The following is a 22,080-nucleotide window of genomic DNA, read 5'->3' on the forward strand; positions in this document are numbered from 1 at the left end:
TGGCACGACGCGGCTCCAGCCGAACGGTATTCCGCGAGGGCGATATTAGGTGAGGCCCGGGGACACTGAGTCACACCGACACCCTCCACAACCAGCCCGCCACCGCGGTTGTTCCCGCCCCTCGGCCTGCCCACCCCTCCGGTTGCCGCCTTGCGATCACACCACCCGCCGCTTCGCGCCGCCCCGGGCTGGTGCCACCCCGTAGGGCTGGTGTCGCCCGCCCCGCCCAGGTGCCGTGGTGCCGTGGTGCCGTGGTGCCGTGGTGCCGTGGTGCCGTGGTGCCGCAACGATGGCCGCGGCCGCCCACTCCGGCCGTACCGCCTGCCGGCGTTGAACAGCTCGGCCGGGCGGGGCGCAAGGACGGGCGCAAAGACGGGGCGCACGAACGGGACGCACGAACGGGACGCACGAACGGGGCGCACGAACGGGGCGCCTTAACGCCCGCTGCATCACCGGTGGTGCAGCGGGCGGTCTCAATGCCCGGCCGCTCTGCCGGACCGTTCGGCCGCCGGGGGTTTCATCGCTGCACGCCGGTCGCCTCGCCGCCGCGAGACCCGCTCTCGCGCCGCGCCTGCGGCCCACAATCAACGAGATCTTGGACAGTTTCCGTTCTCGCTTGACGGAAACTGTCCAAGATCTGCTGAAAAGCTACCGGCACCATCCGCTGCGCCGTCGCGCATCCGCCTTCGGGCTCGCCCGGTGTCGCGGCACCCATGACCAATGACATATGCCTGCCACCCGGAAACGGAAGCGCCGCTAGCCGGCACCTCGGGTTGCGGGTGCCGGCCAGCGGTTCGGTGTGGCGCTGTGCGGTGGTGCTGGGGTCGTGCCGTGCGGTGATGCTGTGGTGCCGTGCTGCGGTGGTGCTGTGCGGTGGTGTCGCGTGCTTGTCGTGCGGTGACCCGGGTCAGCTGTTCCAGTACTGGCCGACGAGGTCGGTGGCCTGCTGTTCCCACTGGGCGTAGGCGTCCGGGTAGGCCGACACCTGCACCGTCTGCGCCGCGTCGGTCAACGGCATGTCCTGCCACCCGTCGACCTGCTTCAGGCCCTTCAAGAACGCGGTGGTGGAGTACTCGGGCTCGGTGATCTGCTCCGGCGTACCCCAACCACTGGACGGACGCTGCTGGAACAGGCCCAGCGAGTCGTGGTCGTTCCTATCACCCAGGTGGCCGAGGTTTTCCAGCTTGGACTCCTGCAGGCTCGTCGCGATCGAGATGACCGCGGCCCGCTCCGGCAGACCGGCCTTCTTCGTCGCGGCGATAATCGCCTTCACGTTGGCGGTCTGCTCATCGTTGAGGCCGATCCGGGACTGCTCGCCCTGCGGCTTCGGCGCGGCCGACTGCACAGCCACCGCCACGGGCTTGGCATCAACCGGGGTGGCGGCGTGGGCGGCGATCGGACCGGCGAACACACCACCGGCGAACGCGAGACCCGCAATGGACAGAACGCTCTTACGCATGATCGTGTTCATGGGGGTAGCTCCTTCGGGGGTAGGAACACCCACACCAAGAGGGGAACGGTGGTGAGGGTGTGAGCACCTCGTCCGGCGCTGCACTAACAAGGGGAAAGTCTGAGGGGTGACGCCCTGCCGGGCGTCGGAGTCGGCGACCTGGCGAGCGGGGGCTCGTGGCGCCGGGACCCTGTATAACGACCGGGGGCCGGGAGTCATTCCGGGGTCGGCCCACCCATCGGGCACCCTCATCGCGGCGGTGCCTGCGGTCGTGGGGGTTGTAACGACCGGCGGGCCGGAGTCATTCCGGGGTCCGCCCACCCATCGGGCGGCACCCACATCGCGGCGGTCCCTGCGGTCGTGGAGACTGCAACGACCGGGTCAAGACCGCCATTCCACCTGCGCGACCCGCCCTGGAAGGCCAGCCCGCAGTCGGTGGTACTGCGATCGTCAGAGGGTGTAACGAGCCCAGCCCGGCCATGATTCCAGCCCAGGAGTGCACCCGACCACAGCCCACAACCGCCCACCACCCGACAAACCGCCCACGCCGAGCGGTTCTGCGTCGAAAATCGCCCCTCGCAAGCGGTGATCCACTCGGGCTCCCGGATGTCGGGGCATCCCGGACGCCCGGACGCCCCGACATCGGGAAACCCGAGTTGATCATGCGCGGCCGACCGCCATGCCCGGCCCAGAGCCTGGGCGGTTCAGGAGCCTGGGCGGTTCAGGAGCCCAGGTAGCGCAGGATTGCGAGGATTCGTCGGCTGTAGCCCGCCGTGTGCGCGAGGTCGAGTTTGTCGAAGATGGCGTTGACATGCTTCTCGACAGCGCTCTGTGAGACGTGCAGCCGCTGGGCGATGGCGAGATTCGTGTGCCCCTGGGCCATCTCGTGCAACACGTCCCGTTCCCGTGGCGTGAGCCGACCGAACGGGTCGGGACGGTCCGAACCGGCCACCACCTGACGGACCACCTCCGGGTCGAGGGCGGTGCCGCCGGCCGCCACCCGGTCGAGGGCGTCGAGAAAGTCGTCCACCTGGGCGACCCGGTCCTTGAGCAGGTAGCCGACCCCCTCCGGGCGGTCCGCGAGCAGCCTCCCGGCGTAACGCCGCTCCACGTACTGGGAGAGCACGAGGACGCCGGTGTCGGGCCACCGACGACGGATCTCCAGGGCGGCCCGCAGCCCGTCATCGGTGTGGTTGGGTGGCATCCGGACGTCGGTGACGACCACGTCGGGACGGGATCGCCCGACGGCCTCGACAAGCTGGTCGGCGCTCCCGACCGCTGCGAGCACCTCGTGCTCCTCGTCGGCCAGCAGCCGCGTCAGGCCCTCCCGCAGCAGCGTCGAGTCTTCGGCGAGGACTAGCCGCACGGCAGCTGCGCCAGCACGGTCGTCGGACCGCCGGCCGGGCTGGTCACCAGAAGTCGGCCGTCCAGCGCGGCGACCCGTCGCGCCAGCCCGGACAAACCGCGCCCGGTCGGTTCCGCCCCGCCGACGCCGTCGTCGTGTACGCGCATCCGGATCCACCCATCCCGTACTCCGATGTCGACCGTGACCAGGGTAGCGGCGGCGTGCTTCGCGGCGTTGGTGAGCGCCTCGCAGGCCACGAAGTACAGCACCGTCTCGACCTGGCGCTCGGGGCGGACCGGCAGCTCGCAGCGGATTCGCACCGGCACCTCGGATCCCCGGGCGACGATGGCCAGGACCTCACCCAGATCGCTGTCGTCCAATGCTGACGGGTAGACCCGCCACGCCACCTCGCGCACCTCCTCGATGGCCCGCTGCACGTCCTCGTGTGCCTGAGCGAGTAGTGCGTGTGTGCGGTCGGCGTCGCGGGCGCGACGGGCCCGGCCGAGCAGCATGCCGAGGGCGACCAGTCGCTGTTGGAGGCCGTCGTGCAGGTCGCGTTCGATGCGCTGCCGTTCGGCGTCGACAGCGGCGATGACCCCGGCCCGACTGGTGGTCAGCTCGTGGACCCGGCGGGTCAGCTCCGCCCGACTTTCCGCGCCGAGCAGTCGTCGCGCCAGCCGGATGTCCAGGGCGGCGATGCTGACGACGGCCTGAACGTTGAGCAGTAACAGCACCGCCCCGACGGCGATCTGGGACAGGACGTCGACAAGGGTCAGCTCTCCGCGCACGGCCGCGCGCAGCACGATCGCGGCCAGCACCACACCGACGCCGAGCACGGCGTACGCCAGCAGGCCGAGCGATCCGGGCAACAGTCGGGCGGCCAGGTAGCCGAGCTGCCGCCGGGTCGCCACCGTGTTCGGCGCGGGCAGATTCTCGGCGGCGAGCAAGCCGGTGAGGCGGCGGTGTTCCATCCGCGCCAGCCGCCCGCCGTACGTGCTGGTCAGGCCGGTGATCCGACGGCCCGCCGCGGGAGCGACCACGAACACACTGCGGGCCGCGACTGCGACGGCGAGGAAGGCGAATTCGACGGCGGCCGTCGCGATTCCGACGGCGACACCGAGCGGCAACCGGAGCCGAAGCCACCACCTGCCGGTCTGCCGCTCCCCCACCACCTCGCCCGCCTTCCGCATCGAGCCTGCTCCCCTTGCTCCGCTTCACGTGATGCGCCGGCAGGAGACGTCGGCGCGATGCGGGACGTCACGTGGCCCGTCCGCACGCGACCCCGGTGCATTCCGGGGTGCAGAGCAAAGGGACAAGGAAACCAGAAGGGTTGCCTAGCGCTCGTCCGACGCCCACGATCCGCTTCGGTAGAGGGTGCCGCGACCGCCCGGGTCGGGCACCGCGTTGAGTACGCCCTGCTCGGGTTCGGTCGGCTCGGGGTTGCGGGCAGCGCGGCGGGCCTTCAGCACGCGGGACCCGACGAACCAGACGGCCGCCGCCGCGCAGACGACGATCACCACCTTCTGGAGCATGCCGGCGTAGCCCTCGACGAGATGCCAGTTGTCACCCAGCAGGTAGCCGGCGAGTACGAACGTGGTGTTCCAGATCAGGCTGCCCAGCGTGGTGTAGAGCAGAAACGTGCCCACCGGCATCCGCTCCACGCCGGCCGGGATGGAGATCAGGCTTCGGAAGATCGGGATCATCCGGCCGAAGAAGACGGCCTTCACACCGTGGCGCAGGAACCACGCCTCGGTCCGGTCCACGTCGCTGAGCTTGACCAGTGGCAGCCGGGAGACGATGGCGCGCATCCGGTCGCGTCCCAGGGCCGCGCCGATCAGGTAGAGCGCGAGCGCGCCCAGCACCGAACCCAGCGTGGTCCAGAAAATCGCACCGACCAGACTCATCCGTCCCTGCGCGGCGACGAACCCGGCCAGCGGCAGGATCACCTCACTCGGAATCGGCGGGAAGAGGTTCTCCAACGCCACTGCCAGGCCGGCGCCCGGCCCGCCGAGTCGTTCCACCAGGTCAGTGACGTAGCCGACGATCCCGTCCTGTGGTGGCTCCGCTGCGGCGGCGGGGGTTCCGGTGGCGAACACGGCGTGGGACGTTCGAATCATGCGCCCACGTTACGAAGTCATCCTGAGAGCCGACCATGGGGCCGACCACCCGGCCGCGCGGGTCGACCACACCGGTGGGGGTGCGGAAAGCCGCACCCCGCTGCGGCTCGCGGTGGCGCAGCCACCGTGCGTACCCCTGGATGTCGCGGCGAACGCGCGGGCGCACGCCGCCGTGGTCCGCGCGGCGTGCGCCCGGCTGGTGGTCTTTCCGGAGCTGTCGCTGACCGGGTACGAGTTGGACGCGCCGGTCGTGGCGGTCGACGACCCGCGGTTGGCACCGCTGGTCGAGGCGTGCGCCGAGGCGGGTGCGCTGGCCCTGGTCGGTGCGCCGGTCACCGGCGACCACATCGCGATGCTGGCGGTGACCGGTGGCGGTGCGACGCTGGCGTACCGGAAGATGTGGCTGGGGGACGCGGAGGCCCGTCGATTCCGGCCCGGCGACACCCCGGTCGTGCTCGATGTCGACGGTTGGCGGGTGGGGCTGGGGATCTGCAAGGACACCGGCGTGGCCGCGCACGCGGCGCGGACGGCCGCGCTCGGGATCGACGTGTACGCGGCGGGTGTCCTGGAGTCGGCCCGCGACGCCGCAGTGACAGGCCAGCGGGCGCACCGGATCGCCACCGCGCACCGGGCCTGGGTGGCAGTGGCGAGCTTCGCCGGGTCGACCGGCGGTGGCTTCACCGAGGCGGCGGGGCTCTCGGGCGTCTGGACGCCAACGGGCGAGGTGTACGCCCGGGCGGGCACCGACCCCGGCGAGTCGCTCACTGTCAGCCTCGGCTGACTGGGGATCGAAGTCGGGACCCGTCCCCCCAGCGTGGCCCGAGTTGGCTGCCAGTGACGACGGCTGGCGTTCTGCTCTCCTTCGGCTGATTGGGCTGTTTGCGCGGCGGCGACGACCTTGGAATGCTTCGGGAATGACCTCCTTTCCTCCGACCTTCGCCGATGATGTCGTCGGCCAGTCAGCCCAGACGCAGTTCGAGGCGTTCATCGACGAGCACCGCAGAGCGCTCAACGGCTACCTGGACGGGCTGACCGAGGAGCAGGCACGGCGGTCGTTGGTGCCGTCCCGGACGACGCTGCTGGGTCTGGTGAAGCACGCCGCCTTCGTGGAGAAGGTCTGGTTCGACGAGGCCGTCACCTGCCGGCCCCGCGCCGAGATCGGCATTCCGACCACGCCGGACGAATCGTTCATCCTCGACGACGGCGACACGATCGCCGCCGTCCAGCGCGCGCACCGGGAAGCCTGCGAAGCCTCCCGCCGCGCCACGTCCAGCCTGGGCCTCGACGACCTGCTTCGGGGCAACCGGCGCGGCCCGCTGCCGCTGCGCTGGGTCTACCTGCACGTGCTGCGCGAGATGGCACAGCACTGCGGGCACGCGGAGATCCTGCGCGAGCAGATCCTCGCCGCCGACTAGCGGCACCCTCCGCCTGCTCGGGCCGGAGGCGGCAGAGTCGGGATCACCCTCGGGCCCACCCGCCGGTGTCGGCGAAGCGGCGTAGCGTCCAGCGGGCCGGCGGCCAACCGCCCGGATCGTGGTCGGTGGTCCATTCGGTGATCGAGGCCGGGGGCACGTCCAGGTCGAACGCCCGGAAGACCGGCTGCGCGCCGAGCGCGTGGAAGGCGCCCTCGACGGTCTCGCTGTGGCCGACCAGGACCACTGTGGAGCCCCGGTGCCGGTGGGCGATCTCCATGATCGCGCGGCTGACGCGGACCACCAGTTCGGCCCAGCTCTCGTTGCCCTCCTCGAACGGTCGAAAGACCCCGCCACCGGCTATCGCGTGGTCGGTACGGAAGAGGGCGGTCGGCAGGCCGTCGGCGTACGGGGGTGTGTGCCAGGTGCAGAGACCACAGTCGGCCACGGGCCGGACGCCGAACGCCGCACCGATCGGTTGCGCGGTCTCGACGGCCCTGCGCAGCACGGATGAGTAGACCGCCACCGGCCCGTCGGCGGCGATGTCGCCGGTGAGCCGGTTGGCCAGGTCGTGTGCCTGCTCGTGGCCGAGGGCGGTGAGGCCCCGACAGCCACGGGGCCCACCGACGATTCCTTCGAGCTGGTGGACCGACTCGCCGTGTCGCACGAAGATCAGACGTGTCCGCATCGGGACATCATGCCAGCGGCATCGACGGGGGTATCAGTCGTCCGTACGGCTGGTGGAGAAGGTGCCGGTCCGGGCGAGCAGAGCGTCCAGTTTCGCGCCCGTCTGCGCTGGTAGGCGGTTCCGCCGCACCAGCTCGGCGATGTGGTCCCGTAGGTCGGCGACGCGCTCGGCGCGGTCCCTGTTGCGGCGGTTGAGGTCGGCCAGGTCGTCGCGCAGGTCGTCGGCGGTCTTCGGGTCGATGTCGCGGCGGGCGACCGCGGTGGCGAGGACGGCGGCGAACTCGCTGCTCACCTGGCGGAAGCTGACCGGTAGCTGCTGCCCGACGGTTGCGGGCGCGGTGCTGGCCGCGGGGGGTGGTGAGGACGGTGCGGCCGGCGTCGGCGAGTGTGTCGTGGGCGCGGGGGCCGGGGCGGAGGTCGACGGTGCGGCGGCGATCTCGGTCGGGTCGGGTGTGCCCGGGTTGCCGAGCGGATTCTCCGCGATCAGGGCACCGACGCCGACCAGCACGGCGAGCACGGCCGCGACGAGCACGCCGAGAGGCCGACGCGACCGGCGTCGGGGCGGTGCGGCGGTCTCCGGGCCGGGGCGGGCCAGCACCGATCTGTCGATCAGGGTGGGCGGGTGGGCGGCCGGTCGGATGCGCAGCAGCTCGGTGGGCGGCTCGACCGGCTGACCGGCGCCGAAGCGGCGGGCCAGATGCGCGGCGCTCGGCCGGTCGGCCGGGTTGGCGGCCAGGCAGGCGACGGTCAGCTCGGCGATGTCGGCGGGAAGGCCGGGCACTCGCAGCGGCGGCACGGGGGTGCCGCGCCGGTGCACCTCCAGCGCGTCCTCCCAGCTCTGCACGGGCAGCGGCGCCCGCCCGGTGAGAGTGCGGTAGAGCAGTGCGCCGAGGGCGTACACGTCGCTCGCCGGGTCGGGCGGGCCGGCGGTCAGCCGTTCCGGGGCGAAGTAGGCGGGGGTGCCCATCAGCGGTTCGCCGGACTGGCTGTCGAGGCCGCCGAGCGCGGCGATGCCGAAGTCGAGCACCTTGGCGCCGGTGTCGGTGAGCATGACGTTTCCGGGCTTGACGTCGCGGTGCACGACGCCGATGCGGTGCGCGGCGGCCAGCGCGGCGGCGATCTGCCCGGCCACCCGGACCGCCTCCGGCCAGGGCAGCGGCCCGCTCCGCAGCCGGTCGGCCAGGTTGTGACCGTCGACGAGCTCCATCACCAGGTACGGGACCACGACGCCGCCGGCCAGGGTCGCCTCGGCGTAGTCGTACACCTGGGTCACGTGTGGGTGGGTCAGCCGGGCGGCCGCGCGGGCCTCGCGTTGGATGGTGGCCCGCAGTTGCGGGTCGGTGGCGAACTGCCCGGCGAGCACCTTGATCGCCACCGGCCGGCCGAGCACCTCGTCGTCGCCTCGCCACACCTCGGACATGCCACCGAGACCGATCCGCTCGTGCAGTACGTAGCGGTCGTGGAGGCGGAGAGTGGGCGTGAGCGGCGACATGGCTTCACCAGTCTGCCTGGCAACACCGCAGACGACCACTCTGCGTGCCCGGACCCACACTGTTCGTCCCGTGCGTACCGGAATGGGATTGGTGCGCGTCAGGAGCAGCGCGGGGTGCCGGGCAGCGGTCGCGGTTGGATGCGGTCGGCGAGCCGGCGCAGGGCGAGGGCGGTGGCCTGCCGGGTCGGGGCGAGCAGGGGCCGGCGGGGGTGTTCGACCTGGACCGGCGCGTCCGGTCGAGCCGAGTTGACGTGCCGGTTCATGGCGTCGAGCGCGGTGATGTATCCGGTGGGAAGTTCCATGGTCAACTCCTGGGGACCGGTCCGGTGGATTCCCGGACGACGAGTGCGGTGGGCAGCAGCACGTGCCCGGCGGCGGCGTCCGCGGGCGGGTCGAGCAGCAGTTCGGCGGCGATCCGGCCCTTCTCCTCGGCCGGTTGCCGGACGGTGGTGAGGCCGGCAGCGGCGGCCTCGGGGACGTCGTCGAAGCCGGTCACCGAGACGGAGAGGCGATCATGGGCCGGCCGTGCGGCCAGGGCGTCCAGCACGCCGAGCGCGAGGACGTCGGAGCCGGCCAGCACGGCGGTCGGCGGTGCGGGTTGGTCGAACAGCCCGGCGATGGCTGCGGCTGCCGCCGGGCGGCTGTTGCCGGGGACGTTGACCAGTGTCAGCTCGGCCCAGCCGACGCCGACCTCGGCGAAGGCGTCGGCGAACCCGCTGAGCCGGCCCCGGGTGGTCGGGTGCGGCACCTGGTCGACCCCGGTCAGGGTGAGCGGGCCGGCCGGCGCGTCGGGCCGCACGGAGTCGGCCAGCAGCGCCACCCGACGATGCCCGAGCCCTGCGACGTGCGCGGCGGCGCTGCGTGCGGCGGCCCGCTCGTCGATGCCGACGAATCGTTCGTCGGGGCCGGCGTCGTCGCGGGCGGCCGTGCTGACGAACGGCAGCCCGCGTTGGCGGATCACATCCAGGGCCCACTCTTCGTCGGCGACGCAGTAGACGCAGAACCCGTCGACGGCGGCGTTCTCCACCGCCTGCCGGGCGTCGGTCACGGCCGGCGGCAGTGGCACCAGCAGCATGCTGGTGCCGTGCCGCTCCGCCGCCGCACCGACACCGGCGAGGAAGCGGACCGCGAACGGGTCGGTGAAGGCGTACGACAGTTGCGAGGTGAACAGCACCCCGATCGACCCGACGAAACCTCGGCGCAGGGAGCGCGCGGTGGGGTTGGGACCGGGGTAGCCGAGTTGCCGGGCGGCGTCCAGGATCCGCTCACGCAGGGCCGCGGAGAGCTGGTCGGGGCGGCTGTAGGCATTGGACACGGTGCTGCGTGAGACGCCGACCGCGTCGGCCACGGCTTGCAGTGTTGGCTTCACCGGCACCTCTCTGCATCGATTCAGTCTGTATCGATACAGAGACTAGCCCGACCGGTCGGCGTCGGTCAATACGTGAACGGAGAGTGGGAGCGCGGTCGGGAGTCAGGCCGGGTACAGGTCGTCCAGCAGGCCGCCGAGGATCTCCGCCGTACGCTCGGGCGGCTCCGCCTCGACGCAGAGCCGCTCCATGGCGACCGCGTAGTAATCCAGATCGTCGCGCTTGTCCAGGTAGATGGCGCTGGTGAGCTGTTCGATGTAGACGATGTCCGGAAGCTCCTGGTCGCCGAAGCGCAGGATGGTGAAGGCGCCCCCGGCGGCGGCATGACCACCGGCCGCGAACGGAATGACCTGCAGCCGGATGTGGGGCAACTTGGTCGCCTCGATGAGCGCGGTGAGCTGGCCGCGCATGACCTCCGCGCCGCCGATGGGCCGGCGCAGGGCCGCCTCGTCCACCACGGCCCAGAGCTGCGGCGGGTTCTGCCGCTGGAGCAACTGCTGACGCTGCATCCGCAGCGCGACACGCCTGTCGATCTCGCCCGGACCGGCAGTGCCGTGCCCGAGCAGCACGACCGCCCGGGCGTACTCCCGGGTCTGCAGGAGGCCGGGCACGAACTGCACCTCGTAGCTGCGGATCAGCGCGGCGGCGGCCTCCAGGCCCAGGTACGACTGGAACCAGGACGGCAACACGTCGCCGTAGCGGTGCCACCAGCCGGGGCTGTTCGCGTCCCGCGCGAGCTTGAGCAGCGCGTCACGCTCGTGGTCCTCGGTGACGCCGTAGAGGGTCAACAGGTCGGCGACGTCGCGCTCCTTGAAGCCGACCCGGCCGAGCTCCATTCGACTGATCTTGGACTCGGAGGAGCGGATCTCCCAGCCGGCACCCTCCCGGGTCACCCCGCTGGACTCCCGGAGGCGGCGCAGTTGGGCGCCGAGCAGCATACGCAGCACGGTCGGCCCGGTTGTCGGGCCACCCTCGGCGGGAACCATCGTCACGTGCGGACCTCCGGACACCGACCCACGACGGCCGGACGCCCCGGCCCGGCCGACGTGTAAGCATGCCATGGACCGACAGTGAGGTGAACTCCTCCGCGCCGGTGAATCAGTCTCGTCACCGGGACGATCCACCGGCCGGACGGTCAGTTGATCAGATGGTCGAAGTCTCCGTCCCGCGCACCGAGAACGAAGGCGGCGATCTCATCGACCGTGTAGATCAGCGCCGGTCCTTCCGGGTGTCGTGAGTTGCGGACCGCGATGCCCGCTCCCTCGGGCAGTTCGGCCAGTTCGACGCAGTTGCCGCTGGGGTTGCTGCGGCGACTCTTCTGCCAGCTCAGCGGAGGCAACTGGTGGATCGGTACGCCATTGGGTGGCTGCTGCATGGGGGCGTCTTTCTGTTACGAGCCCGCCGGTGGCCGTGGGAGGAGCGGTGACGGCGAGGGGGTGCGGTATCGACATTGGACGGTTCTGCACGTGCATCTGCTATTGCATCTGCATCCGACGGCGAGCATGATAACGCACATGATCGGTGCCCATCCGTTCACTTTGTGTTACCCCCACACGGGCAACGATCAGGCAAAACTGGGCCCGACGCGGCATACCGCGTCAACCGAGGACTGGAGGCGGTCGCGGCGATGGGAGGGTTCGTGCCGGATCCGATGAGTGTCGCCTCCGGCGTCTGCGCGGCGGGCGCGCTGCTCTCCTCCTGGCAACTACGCCGGCGGGCGGTGCGCGCCGAGGCCGAGATCAGTCACCTCCAGGCAGAACTGGCAGCCGAACGGCACGCCGCCAGTCACGACCCGCTGACCGGGTTGCCCAATCGCCGCGCCTTCTACCGGCTGGCAGCCGCACTGCTCACCGACGCCGCCGGCCAGCCGCTGATCGCCGTGGTGCTCGACCTGGACGACTTCAAGCAGATCAACGACCGGTACGGGCACGCCGCCGGCGACCAGGTGCTGATCAGTGTCGCCGAACGGCTCGCCGGTTTCGCCGGGGACAATCTCGTGGCGCGCCTCGGCGGCGACGAGTTCGCCGGGCTGCTGTCCAGCCCCACCGTCGACCGCCGCTGGATCGAGCACTCGACCCGCCGGCTCAGCGAGACCGTCGCCGCGCCGATCCGGCTGAGCGGGTGCAGCGTCCGGGTCACCGCGTCCGTCGGCCTCGCCCCGGTGACCGGCCCGGCCCAGCTCACCGACGCGCTCAGCCGCGCCGATGCGGCCATGTACCAGGCGAAGAGCCTCGGTGGTGCCCGATCGCCCCGCCAACTGGTCGACAGCGCGTTCCTCGGCGAGCGCTGACCGTTCAGCTGACAGGCGCGCCGAACCACCTGGGCAGATGGCGGAGCAGGTCGGTCTGATCGTCGCCCGCCCACGCCACGTGACCGTCGGGCCGCAACAGCACGGCGGGCACCTCCACCTCGTCGCTGACGTCGACGACATGGTCGACCCGCTCCGCCCAGCCGGCGACCGAGAGCTGGCCGGTCTGGTCGAGCAGCAGGCCCCGGCCGCCGCGCATCAGCTCGTAGAGACGCCCCCGCCGCAGCCGAACGTCACGCATGTGACGCCCGAGCAGTTCGTGCCCCGCGCCCAGGTCGTAGCGGACCCCGATCGCGGTGATCTTCTCGATCAGGTACCGGTTGACGTCCTCGAAATCCAACAGCTCCGACAACAGTTGGCGCACCGACCGCGGCCCCGGCTCGGGTGAGAGCAGCACCATCTGCGCCCGGGTGTTGGTCAGCACGTCCGCGGCCACCGGATGCCGCTCACTGTGGTAGCTGTCCAGCAGCCCTTCCGGCGCCCATCCGTTGAGCTCGGCGGCCAGTTTCCAGCCGAGGTTGAACGCGTCCTGGATGCCGAGGTTGAGCCCCTGCCCACCGGTCGGCGGGTGGATGTGCGCCGCGTCGCCGGCCAACAGCACCCGGTCGACCCGATAGCGCTCGGCCAGCCGGGTGGCATCCCCGAAGCGGGAGAGCCAGCGCGGTGAGTGGACACCGAAGTCGGTGCCCGCGTACACCCGCAGTTGGTGTCTGAAGTCCTCGATGGTCGGTGGGACAGTGCGGTCCTCGACCACCCCCTCGGCCGGGACGACGACACGGTAGACCCCGTCTCCGAGGGGCCCGAGCCCGAATCGGAGGTGGGTCCTGCGGACCTGCGCCACCACGTCGGCCACCTTCTCCGGCGGCACACCCACCTCCATCTCCCCCAGCAACGTCTCGACCCTGCTGGGCTCGCCGGGAAAGCCGACACCGAGCAACCCGCGTACGGTGCTGCGGCCGCCGTCGCAGCCGACGAGGTAGCGCGAACGCAGTTGCGTCCCGTCGGCCAGCCGCACGGTCACCCCGTCGTCGTCCTGGCTGAGCCCGACGAGTTCGCTGCCGCGCCGGATCTCGACGCCGACCTCGCTGGCGTGCTCACCCAGGAGACGGTCGGTGATGGTCTGCGGAATACCGAGAACGTACGCGTGTGCGGTGTCCAGCCCGCCCGGCGACGGCTTGGGGATCGCGGCGAAGAAGCCCCCGACCGGGAACTGCGTTCCGAGCGCGAGGAAACGCTCCAGCAGACCTCGCTGGTCCAGCACCTCGATGCTTCGCGCGTGCAGGCCGAGCGCGCGGACGTAGCTGGTCGGCTCGGTCTCCTTTTCGAGCACGAGCGCGTGCAGTCCGTGCAGCCGCAACTCGGCGGCCACCATCAGGCCGGTCGGCCCGCCGCCAGCAATGATGACATCGATCATGTAATCCCCCGATTTTCCCAGATTTGGGCGTCGGCTGGAGATTTTGCGGCACCACCCGGGTCTTGCCGCAAGGCCCCCGGTGCGATATATGTTGGAGGTGGCAGAGAGCGCGTCCGCTCTTTGCCTTACTTTTTGTCCGGCGTAGCTGGCGGCGCCGTCGCCGCTCAGGGCTTTCGGTCGAGGTCGCGCACTGCCGCTTCGGCGAGGGTGACCAGACCCACCGGTGACACCAGCCCCCGCACGATCCGCGCGGCCCGGTCCCGGTCGGCCGGCTCGACGTCGAGGTCCAACGCCTGGCGGGTCCAGTCGCTGAGGTCGTCGAGCGCCCGGACCGCGAGAAACCAGGCCAGGCGCAGCGGGTCGACGTCGGTCCTGCCGTAGCCGGCGAGCACCGCCTGCTGCTGCTCGGCAGAGATCGGCGCGAAGGCGAGCACCCCGCCGAGGACGAACATGAGGTCGCACTCGGGTGGGGCGAGCACGGCGTCGTCCCAGTCGATCAGCCACACCTGCCCGTCCGCGCCGAGCAGGAGATTGCCCAGGTGCGGGTCGCCGTGGCAGATCACCGCCGGCCCCGACCGGTCGACGGCGAGTCGCTCGACCCCACGGAGCAGCGTGGACACGCGGTCGGCATTCGCCGCCCAGACGGCGGCCAGTTCGGCGACCAGCGGATCAGCGGGGTCGGCCTGGTCGCGGAGCCGTCCGGCCACGTCCCGGGTCGCGGCCACGATCGAGGGGTACGCGTCACCGCCGCCGGGCAGCAGCCGTTCCAACTCGTCGGTCACCGGCGCCGCGTGCACGGCGGCCAGCAGTTCGCCGTAGGCACGCCAGTGCGCCTCGCTCATCGGGCCGTCCAGCGCTCGTAGGTCGGACACCCACGGGACCACGGACAGGCGGTGCCCGTCACGCTCGGCGTACGGGCGTCCGTCGCAGGTGCGGACCTGCGCAGCGACACCTGGCACGCCCTGCTCGGCCAGGTGCGCGGCCACGATCAGGCCGGCCGGCGTACCGCCACCGCTGACCTTGACGGCATACCGCGCGCCGTCGCCCGTCTCACCCCGCCAGAGCCGGGCCCTTAGATCAGCCCCGTGCGAAATCTCGTCCACCGTGGACAACCGAAGCCCAAACTCCTCCCGGACCCACCCCACCACGTCCACCACCCACCCCCATCTCCCACCCCCCACCCCCGCCTGCTGGCGGTGATCAAGAGGTTCGCGTCACCGTCGGCCCGGATTCTGACGCAAACCTCTTGATCACGTGTGCCCGGTGGAGGGCTTGGGCCGAGATGATTCGGGTACGCGTAGGGACGGCCCCGCCGATCGACGAGAGGAACCCCTCGTGCCGAGCATCCGTGCCCTCGTACTCAACTGCACCCTCAAGCCCTCGCCTGCCCCCTCCAGCTCCGAGCAACTGGGCCGGGAGGTGTTGGCCGAACTGGCCCGTCAGGGCGTGGACGGCGAGATCGTCCGGGTGGTCGACCACGACGTGCGCTTCGGGGTGTCGACCGACGAGGGCCACGGCGACGGTTGGCCCGCCATCCGCGCCAAACTGCTCGCCGCCCAGATCCTCATCATCGCCACCCCGATCTGGCTCGGCCAGCCCGCGAGCGTCACCAAGATGGTCCTCGAACGCCTCGACGCCGAGCTGTCCGAGACCGACGACGAGGGACGGCTGCTCACCTACGGCAAGGTGGCCGGTGTCGCGGTCGTCGGCAACGAGGACGGCGCGCACCACAGCATCGCCGAAGTGCAGGGGGCGCTCAACGAGGTGGGCTTCACCGTCGCCGCCGCCGGCGCGACCTACTGGGTCGGTGAGGCGCTGCACACGGTGGACTACCGTGACGCCGGGCCCAAGCCCGACACCACCGGTCGCACCACGAAGGCACTGGCGCTCAACAGCGCACACCTGGCCCGGCTCCTCGCCGACCAGCCGTACCCGCCGCCGGACGCGAAGGGCGCGGCGGTCGGCCCGAGCAGCGAATAGACCACACCGCCAGGGGCCGCCCTACCGCCGGCGCGGCTCCGGGCGCGGCTCGCCGCCGATCCGCGCCCGGCGCGGTCAACGCCAGCCGTAGCCGGCGCGGTCAACGCCAGCCGTAGCCGGCGCGCAAGGCCTGCCCGACCCGGTCGAAGCGGGGCCGGTCCAACACGGCGCCCTCCCGGCGGATGCTGTCCTCGCGCATGGTGAGCACCCGGTCCAGCCGGACCCAGCTCGGCCGGTTGTCGCGGTCCCACTCACCCGGCCCGAGCGCGAACCAGTGCCGCTGCCCGTCCCGGTCGCTCTGGCTGGACAGCATCAGCCCGAACAGGGTCCGGCTGTGCCGCCCGACCACCAGCACCGGCCGATCCTTGCCCTGACGGGGGTCGTCCTCGTACGGCACCCACGTCCAGACGATCTCGCCCGGGTCGGCCTGACCGTCCCGCTCCGGAGCGTAGGTCAACTCCCGACGCTGCAAGGCGCTCACCTGGCGGCGGCGGGCGACCTGCGCGGGCGCCGGCCCGGTACGCCGGGGCGACGGGATCACCGCACCGACCCGGGAGATACGCGCCGCGACATTCCTCAACAGACCAGCCACGGCGGGCAGCCTACTCGCAGCCGTGGGGGACGCTACGACAGACTGGCCCGATGGACGAGCTACCTCGCGACCTGCCGATCCTCAAGCGACGCGCGGTGCGGGTCGTGGTCGTCGACGGCACCGACCGGGTGCTGCTGTTCCACACCCACGACCCGGACCATCCCCGGCTGGGCACCTGGTGGGAACTGCCCGGCGGTGGCATGGACCCCGGCGAGACGTATCGCGACACCGCGGTACGGGAGCTGCGGGAAGAGACCGGCATCGTGATCACCGCTGACCAGGTCGGTACGCCGAACTGGCGGCGGCGGGCCAGCTTCCTGCACCGCCAGGTGCGCCACGTCCAGGACGAGGTTGTCGTCGCCGTACGGCTGACCGGCCCTGGCCCGGACGTGGACGAGGCGCACCGGCTCGACTACGAGCGAGAGGACTACTTCGGCTTCCGCTGGTGGCCGTTGCCGGAGGTGGTGGCCAGTCGGGACCGTTTCTACCCCGGGCAGATCCCTCGGCTGATCACCCCCTTTCTCGCCGGCACGGAGATCGACGAGCCGTTCGAACTGTGGTCGTGAGCCGGGTTGGCGGGCAGAGTGTGGGCATGAGCAGTGATCTGCACGGCCCGTTGTCCGCGTACGCCGCGCGACTGCACGCGACGGTCGGCGACGGGCACCACGTCGCCTCCCCGCTCGGCGCCTGGCTGCTGCTCGCGGTCTGTGCCACCACGGCGACCGACGGGGAGGGACCCGTCGACGAGCTGGCGCACGCCCTGGGCACCGACCTGTCGAGCGCGGCCGATGCCGCCCGAGCGCTGCTGGAGATTCCGCACCCGCTGATCGGTGCCGCCACCGCGCTCTGGCACCGAGCGGGGCAGGGCGACGGTGGGGCGGCGGCGTGGCGGGCCGCGCTCCCCCGCACGACCGACGTCGGCGCACTGCCCGATCAGGCCGGGTTGGACACCTGGGCGCGCGAGCACACCCTCGGCCTGATCGAGACGTTTCCCCTGCAGGTCGAGGCGAACACGGTGTTCATCCTGGCCAGCGCGTTGGCCACCCGGGTGTCCTGGGCGACCCCGTTCGACGTCACCGACGCGCGCGCTCTCGGCGCCGGCAGCCCGTGGGCCGGCCACCTGCGGCGGGCCCTGCGCAGCCCGAGCCACGGCCACCGGTGCCACATCGTCTCCACCGCCCGGGCCGGTGACGTGATCGTGCACGCCGCACCCGCCCAGACGGCCGACGGCGCGGGGCTGGTCGTCCTCTCGGTGGCCGCCGCACCACAGATGCCACCGGCCGAGGTGCTGGCCGTCGCGTACGACCTCAGCGCCGGCGCGGCCGACGGCGTGCCACCGGAGGGCAGCCGTTCGCTGTTCGACCTGCCGCTCGGTGGGACGCCGCTGTGGACGGTGACCGAGGAACGGGTGCGCACCCACGCCCGCGACGGCCGCGAGGAGCGGCACCAAGCGGTCCTCCCCTGCTGGTCCGCGCGGAACGACCATGACCTGACCGCCTCGGCGCTCGGCTTCCCCGCCGCAGCGACCACGCTCGCGACGGCGCTGGCGCTACGGATGACCGACTTCGACGCACGGCAGACGGCGGTGGCCCGGTTCGACAGGTACGGCTTCGAGGCGGCGGCCGTGACCGGCATGTTCGGGCGGACCAGCCTGCCGCCGGAGGGTGTGGCCCGCACCGCCGAGTTGCGCTTCGGCCATCCTTACGCGGTGGTGGCGGTCGCCACCGATCGTCGGCCCGACGGTTCCACCGGTCCCTGGCACGGGCTGCCGGCCTTCTCGGCCTGGGTCGCCGAGCCCGAGGACGTGCCCGAGGCGTGAGTCACCCAGGCTGGTCCGCCACCGGGGTGCAGAGACTCCTCGCCGTGCTGCTCCGCGGGTCAGAACCCACCGTCGCGTGGCATGCGCGCCACCATCTCCCGGAACTCCCGGACGGTCATCGCCGTCCGCAGGGTGGCGAAGACAGCGCCGGTTCCGGCTCGGGCGGTGGCCGGGTCCACCCCGGCGCGCTGTTCCACCCGGCGAAGGAACTCCGTCGGCCCGGCGTCCGTCGAGGGCGTGCCGGCACCGCCGACCTCCAGGCCCACCCCGCTGGTCAACCCGTCGGCATCCGCATCGGAAGCCCCGGTCGGGTCCGGACCAGCACCGGAAGCCCCGGTCGGGTGTGCAGCAGCAAGCGAGGTTCCGGCCGACTCCGGGGGCGGGCCGGTCAGGTAGCCGCCGACCTCGTTGGGAAGGTGCCCGCCGAGGTCGTCGGGCGGCCCGTCGGTCACCCGCTCGGCCAACGTCTGGAGCACGGCGCGGGCGAGCACGGCGGCCTCCTCGGCGGGCAGCCCGGACCGTTGGGACACCGCGTCGATGAAGTACGGGAACCCGTCGCCGTCGGTCACGCTCGGCCGGTTACCCCTGCCCGGCCGCGACAAACAGGCATCAGGCCAGCAAGCCCTCGGCCAGCAGGTGGTCGAAGATGATCTGGTCGACCGGTGAGGTGCGGTGTCGGTCCGCGTACCCGAGCCAGGCCATCTCGGCGATGCTCCTTGCTGCCGCCGGGATCGGGGACGCTACCACCCGGCACCGCGCTCAGTCGGCGAATCGGCGAGCAGGTCGAGCAGCAGCGCGGCGCTCCAGCTGAACGCCGGTGAGCCCAGCCCGGCACCGGTGTCCGGGTGGAAGTACTCGTGGCAGCCGGCCCCGGCGACCAGACCGATCATCGACCGGCGCAGCCCGGCGGCCAACTCCGGGTGCCCGTGACCGAGCAACCCACGCCGGACCAGCCAGCCGATGTTGAGCCAGCTCGGCCCACGCCAGTACCGAAGCGGCTCGAAGTCGGGTGCGGTGCGGTCGTGGGTGGGCAGCGGCCGGTCCATCCGACCGGCCACCCCGAAGCGCGCCGACCGGGCCTCGACGACCAGCGCGTCGGCCTGCCGGGTCGGCAGGTCGGGCAGGATCAGCGGGGTCAGCCCGAGCACGGTACGGGCGCTCAGCAGGCGGTTGGTACGCAGGTCACGGGGCTGGAACGTGCCGGTGTCCGGGTCGTACAGCCGGCGTACCAATGCTTCGGTGATGTGGGCCGCGCGGGCCCGGTGCGGCCCGGGATCGCCGCCGACGAGCGCGGCGATCTCGGCGAGGGCGTGTTCGGCGGCCCCGAACGCCGCGTTGAACAGCGGGCACTCCACCAGGAACGGGTGACCGCCGGCCAGGTCCCGGTCGGAGTAGCAGTGGTCACGGTAGGCGGCGACGATCGCCAGGTAGCGCGCGTAGTCGAGGTCGGTGGGGCGGTGCGCGGCGTCGGCGTGCGTGGTGTCGTGCCGACGGTACGCCCGCATGACTGCGGCCTCGGCCGGCACCGCGGCCATCGGCTCGTCCCACGCCGGGCTGTTGTCCAACCCGGACTCCCACGGGTGCACGATGCAGACCAGTCCGTCACCGGCCACGTCCCGCCGGTCGGCCAGGTAGCGCTGTTGGGCGACCAGCGCGGGGTAGAGCCCGCGCAGCGCGGCCAGGGCCCTCGGGTCGGGCGTCCGCCGGTACGCCAGCAACGCGGCGAGCGCGTGCACCGGCGGCTGGACCAGGCCGGAGGTGGCCACCGTCGGTGCTCCCGGCACGTCGGCCGAACGCCACATCTCCGGCCCCGGGAAGTACGCGCCGACCCGCAGCGCCGGGTTGAACACGATGTGCGGCACCCGTCCGTCGGCCCACTGCGCCCCGAACAGGCTGGCCAGCTCCCGCCAGGCGCGGTCGGGACGGACCTGGGCCAACCCGATCGCGATGAACGCGGAGTCCCAGCTCCACTGGTGCGGGTAGAGCGTGCGCGAGGGCACCGTGTGGTCGTGCTCCCAGTTGGCGTCGAGCGTGTCGATCGCGAGCCGACGCAACCCGGCCGCGTCGGCCGGGCCACCCGTGCCGGCGGTTTCGGCGCGCGTCGCCCCGGCGTCGGCGGGCGGGCCGACACCGGTGGTCGCGTCGACGCTTGTCGGCCCGGCGTCGGCGGTCACGCGGCGGCCCGCCGGGGCAGCGCGTGTCGCAGCACCGTGGCCGCCTGTTGCAGGGCCCGAACCGGGTCGCCGCGGAGCCGGCACTCCAGCGCCAGCCAGCCCCGGTAGTCCAGCTCCAGCAGGGTGCGCACCAGCGCCGGCCAGTCCAGGTGCCCGGCGCCGGGTTGGTACCGGTTGGAGTCGCTGACCTGGACGTGCCCGAGGTACGGCGCGGCGGCGCGCAGCGCGCGGTGCACGTCGTCCTCCTCGATGTTCATGTGGAAGGTGTCGGCGACCACCCGGACCGACGGCAACCCGAGCGCGGCGCAGAGCGCCACCGCCTCGTCGAGACGGTTGACCATGTGGTCCTCGTACCGGTTGAGGGGTTCCAGGAAAAGGGTGACCCCCTCGGCCCGGGCGTGTTCGCCCAGCTCGCCGAGGGCGTCGAGGAGCACCTGCCGGTCGCCGTCCGGCCGGCGGGGCGGATCGAACGGCGGCAGTCGTCGGGAGAACATCCCCCAGGCGGCCGGGGTCATCACTCCGACGCCGCCCAGCTCGGCGATCACCGTGAGTTGGGAGCGCAGGTTGCGGACGGCATCGGCGGACCGGGCGGGGTCGAAGTCGCCGATGAAGTGGTCCATCTCGACGCAGACGGTGGGCATCACCACCCCGGCGGCGCGGGCCCGGCGCAGCTCGGGCAACCGGCGGGCGAACGCCAGGTCGCCGCGGCCGCGTAGCTCGATGCCCTGGTAGCCGAGGGCGGCCGCGAGGGCGTACTTCTGGATCAGGTTGGTGCCCGGCAGGAGTTGTTCCTGACAGGCCAGCGCGATGGTGGTCATGAGAACCTCAGCACGACTTGGAGGACGTCACCGGCGCCGCGGTCGAGCAGCGCGAGGGCGTCGGCGACCGCGCTGGCGTCGACGATGTGGCTGACCAGCGGCAGCGGGTCGACGCTGCGGTCGGCCACCAGGTCCATGAAGGTCTGCGCGACCCGGTCTCCGGTCCACCGGCCGGCCATGCTCGGCGCGGGGGTGGGCCCGGAGACCTGGGCGGCCACCAACTGGATGCGGTTGTGGTGGAACTCCTCGCCGAGGCCGAGCGCGTCGGCCTGGCCCTGGTAGAAGCCGGCGGCCACGACCCGGCCGGCGTGGGTGGTGGAGCGGATGGCCTCGTGCAGCGCCGGGTACGCTCCGGACAACTCCAGGCAGACGTCGGCCCCCCGGCCGTCGGTGGCCTGGCGCAACGCGGCGGCGGCGGAGGTGACACCGGCGTCCACAGTCGAGTGTGCGCCGTACCGGGCGGCGTGCTCCAGCCGGTCGGGTACCGGGTCGACGGCCACCACCCGGGCTCCGGAGAGCACGGCGAGCCGGGTGGCGAGCAGCCCGATGACGCCCTGGCCGAAGACTCCCACCCAGTCGCCGAGGTGCAGGTCACCGGCGAGCACGGCGGTCAGCGCGATGGCGCCGGGGCGGGCGAAGACCGCGGCCAGCGGATCCAGCCCGGCGGGCAGCGCGCGGACCGAGTCGGCGGCGAGCACGGCTTCGGCCCGGTGCCCCCAGATGCCCCAGACGAGCTGCCCCGGGTGTCGGTGGGTGACGTCCGGCGCGACCTCGACGACCTCGCCGACCTCTTCGTAGCCGAAGCCGATCAGCGGGTAGGGCACCGGGGCCTGTCGGGGGACGAACATGCGGGCGGCATCGTCCCAGTCCTTGCGGAGCCGGGGATTGCTGCCCCGGTAGAGGGTCAGCTCGGTGCCGGCGGAGATGCCCGAGTAGCAGGTGCGGACTCGGACCTGGCCGGGGCCGAGCGGATCCGGCGGGCAGGGCTCGAGGCTGATGCGTCGAGGCCCGGCGAGAGAGACCACCCAGTTGCCCATGTGTCACATCCCGGTAGCACTGGGCTCCAGGATAGCAAAAAATCGCGATATGTCTTGCTATTGATCAA

General features: G+C 72.1%; 23 protein-coding genes and 1 pseudogene. 6 read left to right on the top strand and 18 right to left on the bottom strand.

Features of this window, described 5'->3' with window-relative positions; all coding sequences use genetic code 11:
- Positions 1-907: 907 nt before the first annotated feature.
- The 4 genes from AB0877_RS16015 to AB0877_RS16030 all read right to left on the bottom strand — a co-directional run bounded on the left by AB0877_RS16015 (position 908) and on the right by AB0877_RS16030 (position 4,912).
- Positions 908-1,471 carry a hypothetical protein gene (locus tag AB0877_RS16015; protein ID WP_366609420.1) on the bottom strand — a complete coding sequence of 188 codons (564 nt, stop codon included), beginning with the start codon at positions 1,469-1,471 and terminating at the stop codon, positions 908-910.
- A 700-nt stretch (positions 1,472-2,171) separates the two neighbouring features.
- Entirely contained in the window at positions 2,172-2,816 is a 645-nt protein-coding gene (locus AB0877_RS16020) for a response regulator transcription factor (RefSeq protein WP_366609421.1), read from the bottom strand.
- Positions 2,807-3,985, bottom strand: a complete 1,179-nt coding sequence (locus AB0877_RS16025; RefSeq protein WP_366609423.1) for a histidine kinase — start codon at positions 3,983-3,985, stop codon at positions 2,807-2,809. The genes AB0877_RS16020 and AB0877_RS16025 overlap by 10 nt, the downstream gene beginning before the upstream one ends.
- 144 nt (positions 3,986-4,129) lie before the next feature.
- Positions 4,130-4,912 (bottom strand): DedA family protein, encoded by a 783-nt coding sequence (locus AB0877_RS16030; protein ID WP_366609424.1) that lies wholly within the window; start codon positions 4,910-4,912, stop codon positions 4,130-4,132.
- Here AB0877_RS16030 and AB0877_RS16035 point away from each other — a divergent pair.
- A complete protein-coding gene (locus AB0877_RS16035) occupies positions 4,911-5,693 on the top strand; it encodes a carbon-nitrogen hydrolase family protein (protein ID WP_366609426.1) in 783 nt (260 codons plus the stop codon). The two genes, AB0877_RS16030 and AB0877_RS16035, sit on opposite strands and share 2 nt — an antisense overlap.
- Positions 5,694-5,826: 133 nt before the next feature.
- Positions 5,827-6,327: a DinB family protein gene (locus AB0877_RS16040; protein ID WP_366609428.1), complete on the top strand. Its 501-nt coding sequence runs from the start codon at positions 5,827-5,829 to the stop codon at positions 6,325-6,327.
- Between the two features lie 43 nt (positions 6,328-6,370).
- Here AB0877_RS16040 and AB0877_RS16045 read toward each other — a convergent pair whose 3' ends face one another.
- The 6 genes from AB0877_RS16045 to AB0877_RS16070 form a co-directional block, all read right to left on the bottom strand.
- Positions 6,371-7,012, bottom strand: coding sequence for a histidine phosphatase family protein (locus AB0877_RS16045; RefSeq protein WP_366609430.1), 642 nt, complete (start codon positions 7,010-7,012; stop codon positions 6,371-6,373).
- A 33-nt stretch (positions 7,013-7,045) separates the two neighbouring features.
- A complete protein-coding gene (locus AB0877_RS16050; RefSeq protein ID WP_366609432.1) occupies positions 7,046-8,503 on the bottom strand; it encodes a serine/threonine-protein kinase in 1,458 nt (485 codons plus the stop codon).
- Positions 8,504-8,601: 98 nt separating this feature from the next.
- Positions 8,602-8,805 carry a hypothetical protein gene (locus AB0877_RS16055; RefSeq protein ID WP_366609433.1) on the bottom strand — a complete coding sequence of 68 codons (204 nt, stop codon included), beginning with the start codon at positions 8,803-8,805 and terminating at the stop codon, positions 8,602-8,604.
- Between the two features lie 2 nt (positions 8,806-8,807).
- Positions 8,808-9,851 (bottom strand): substrate-binding domain-containing protein, encoded by a 1,044-nt coding sequence (locus AB0877_RS16060; protein ID WP_366609434.1) that lies wholly within the window; start codon positions 9,849-9,851, stop codon positions 8,808-8,810.
- 123 nt (positions 9,852-9,974) lie between these two features.
- Positions 9,975-10,862, bottom strand: coding sequence for a helix-turn-helix transcriptional regulator (locus tag AB0877_RS16065; RefSeq protein ID WP_366609436.1), 888 nt, complete (start codon positions 10,860-10,862; stop codon positions 9,975-9,977).
- A 143-nt stretch (positions 10,863-11,005) separates the two neighbouring features.
- Entirely contained in the window at positions 11,006-11,245 is a 240-nt protein-coding gene (locus AB0877_RS16070; protein ID WP_091406718.1) for a DUF397 domain-containing protein, read from the bottom strand.
- 264 nt (positions 11,246-11,509) lie between these two features.
- Here AB0877_RS16070 and AB0877_RS16075 point away from each other — a divergent pair, with 264 nt between their 5' ends.
- Positions 11,510-12,160 carry a GGDEF domain-containing protein gene (locus AB0877_RS16075; protein ID WP_366609438.1) on the top strand — a complete coding sequence of 217 codons (651 nt, stop codon included), beginning with the start codon at positions 11,510-11,512 and terminating at the stop codon, positions 12,158-12,160.
- Positions 12,161-12,164: 4 nt separating this feature from the next.
- Here the strand turns inward: AB0877_RS16075 and rox are convergent, their stop codons facing one another.
- The gene (rox, locus tag AB0877_RS16080) at positions 12,165-13,592 is read right to left on the bottom strand and encodes a rifampin monooxygenase (RefSeq protein WP_366609440.1); all 1,428 of its coding nucleotides are present in this window, start codon (positions 13,590-13,592) and stop codon (positions 12,165-12,167) included.
- Between the two features lie 164 nt (positions 13,593-13,756).
- Positions 13,757-14,695: an aminoglycoside phosphotransferase family protein gene (locus AB0877_RS16085; RefSeq protein WP_366609441.1), complete on the bottom strand. Its 939-nt coding sequence runs from the start codon at positions 14,693-14,695 to the stop codon at positions 13,757-13,759.
- A 232-nt stretch (positions 14,696-14,927) separates the two neighbouring features.
- On the opposite strand from AB0877_RS16085, the gene AB0877_RS16090 reads away from it, so the two are divergent.
- Positions 14,928-15,572 (top strand): NAD(P)H-dependent oxidoreductase, encoded by a 645-nt coding sequence (locus AB0877_RS16090; RefSeq protein WP_366609443.1) that lies wholly within the window; start codon positions 14,928-14,930, stop codon positions 15,570-15,572.
- Positions 15,573-15,672: 100 nt separating this feature from the next.
- Here AB0877_RS16090 and AB0877_RS16095 read toward each other — a convergent pair whose 3' ends face one another.
- A complete protein-coding gene (locus AB0877_RS16095; RefSeq protein ID WP_124778425.1) occupies positions 15,673-16,164 on the bottom strand; it encodes a type II toxin-antitoxin system PemK/MazF family toxin in 492 nt (163 codons plus the stop codon).
- A 50-nt stretch (positions 16,165-16,214) separates the two neighbouring features.
- Between AB0877_RS16095 and AB0877_RS16100 the strand changes: the two genes are divergently transcribed.
- Entirely contained in the window at positions 16,215-16,730 is a 516-nt protein-coding gene (locus AB0877_RS16100; RefSeq protein WP_366609445.1) for an NUDIX domain-containing protein, read from the top strand.
- 26 nt (positions 16,731-16,756) lie between these two features.
- Positions 16,757-17,983 (top strand): hypothetical protein, encoded by a 1,227-nt coding sequence (locus tag AB0877_RS16105; RefSeq protein WP_366609447.1) that lies wholly within the window; start codon positions 16,757-16,759, stop codon positions 17,981-17,983.
- 59 nt (positions 17,984-18,042) lie between these two features.
- Here the strand turns inward: AB0877_RS16105 and AB0877_RS16110 are convergent, their stop codons facing one another.
- The 5 genes and pseudogenes from AB0877_RS16110 to AB0877_RS16130 form a co-directional block, all read right to left on the bottom strand.
- Positions 18,043-18,552, bottom strand: a complete 510-nt coding sequence (locus AB0877_RS16110; protein ID WP_366609448.1) for a DUF2267 domain-containing protein — start codon at positions 18,550-18,552, stop codon at positions 18,043-18,045.
- Between the two features lie 40 nt (positions 18,553-18,592).
- A pseudogene (locus AB0877_RS16115) lies at positions 18,593-18,694 on the bottom strand (DNA mismatch repair protein MutT); the annotation flags it as partial.
- 29 nt (positions 18,695-18,723) lie between these two features.
- Positions 18,724-20,037, bottom strand: coding sequence for a hypothetical protein (locus AB0877_RS16120; RefSeq protein ID WP_366609846.1), 1,314 nt, complete (start codon positions 20,035-20,037; stop codon positions 18,724-18,726).
- Positions 20,038-20,153: 116 nt separating this feature from the next.
- Positions 20,154-20,975, bottom strand: coding sequence for a sugar phosphate isomerase/epimerase family protein (locus tag AB0877_RS16125; protein ID WP_357231060.1), 822 nt, complete (start codon positions 20,973-20,975; stop codon positions 20,154-20,156).
- Positions 20,972-22,012 carry a zinc-binding alcohol dehydrogenase gene (locus AB0877_RS16130; RefSeq protein WP_366609450.1) on the bottom strand — a complete coding sequence of 347 codons (1,041 nt, stop codon included), beginning with the start codon at positions 22,010-22,012 and terminating at the stop codon, positions 20,972-20,974. Before AB0877_RS16130 ends, AB0877_RS16125 begins: the two co-directional genes overlap by 4 nt.
- Positions 22,013-22,080: the final 68 nt, after the last annotated feature.

Origin of the sequence: Micromonospora sp. NPDC047644 (assembly GCF_040704315.1) — a bacterium.
Classification (GTDB): Bacteria; Actinomycetota; Actinomycetes; order Mycobacteriales; family Micromonosporaceae; genus Micromonospora.

What these genes read in the sequence shown, in the direction of transcription:
- AB0877_RS16015 (WP_366609420.1), bottom strand. Translation starts at nt 1,471, where the DNA reads ATGAACACGATCATGCGTAAGAGCGTTCTGTCCATTGCGGGTCTCGCG.
- AB0877_RS16025 (WP_366609423.1), bottom strand. Translation starts at nt 3,985, where the DNA reads ATGCGGAAGGCGGGCGAGGTGGTGGGGGAGCGGCAGACCGGCAGGTGG.
- AB0877_RS16035 (WP_366609426.1), top strand. Translation starts at nt 4,911, where the DNA reads ATGCGCCCACGTTACGAAGTCATCCTGAGAGCCGACCATGGGGCCGAC.
- AB0877_RS16030 (WP_366609424.1), bottom strand. Translation starts at nt 4,912, where the DNA reads ATGATTCGAACGTCCCACGCCGTGTTCGCCACCGGAACCCCCGCCGCC.
- AB0877_RS16040 (WP_366609428.1), top strand. Translation starts at nt 5,827, where the DNA reads ATGACCTCCTTTCCTCCGACCTTCGCCGATGATGTCGTCGGCCAGTCA.
- AB0877_RS16045 (WP_366609430.1), bottom strand. Translation starts at nt 7,012, where the DNA reads ATGCGGACACGTCTGATCTTCGTGCGACACGGCGAGTCGGTCCACCAG.
- AB0877_RS16050 (WP_366609432.1), bottom strand. Translation starts at nt 8,503, where the DNA reads ATGTCGCCGCTCACGCCCACTCTCCGCCTCCACGACCGCTACGTACTG.
- AB0877_RS16055 (WP_366609433.1), bottom strand. Translation starts at nt 8,805, where the DNA reads ATGGAACTTCCCACCGGATACATCACCGCGCTCGACGCCATGAACCGG.
- AB0877_RS16070 (WP_091406718.1), bottom strand. Translation starts at nt 11,245, where the DNA reads ATGCAGCAGCCACCCAATGGCGTACCGATCCACCAGTTGCCTCCGCTG.
- rox (WP_366609440.1), bottom strand. Translation starts at nt 13,592, where the DNA reads ATGATCGATGTCATCATTGCTGGCGGCGGGCCGACCGGCCTGATGGTG.
- AB0877_RS16100 (WP_366609445.1), top strand. Translation starts at nt 16,215, where the DNA reads ATGGACGAGCTACCTCGCGACCTGCCGATCCTCAAGCGACGCGCGGTG.
- AB0877_RS16105 (WP_366609447.1), top strand. Translation starts at nt 16,757, where the DNA reads ATGAGCAGTGATCTGCACGGCCCGTTGTCCGCGTACGCCGCGCGACTG.
- AB0877_RS16125 (WP_357231060.1), bottom strand. Translation starts at nt 20,975, where the DNA reads ATGACCACCATCGCGCTGGCCTGTCAGGAACAACTCCTGCCGGGCACC.
- AB0877_RS16130 (WP_366609450.1), bottom strand. Translation starts at nt 22,012, where the DNA reads ATGGGCAACTGGGTGGTCTCTCTCGCCGGGCCTCGACGCATCAGCCTC.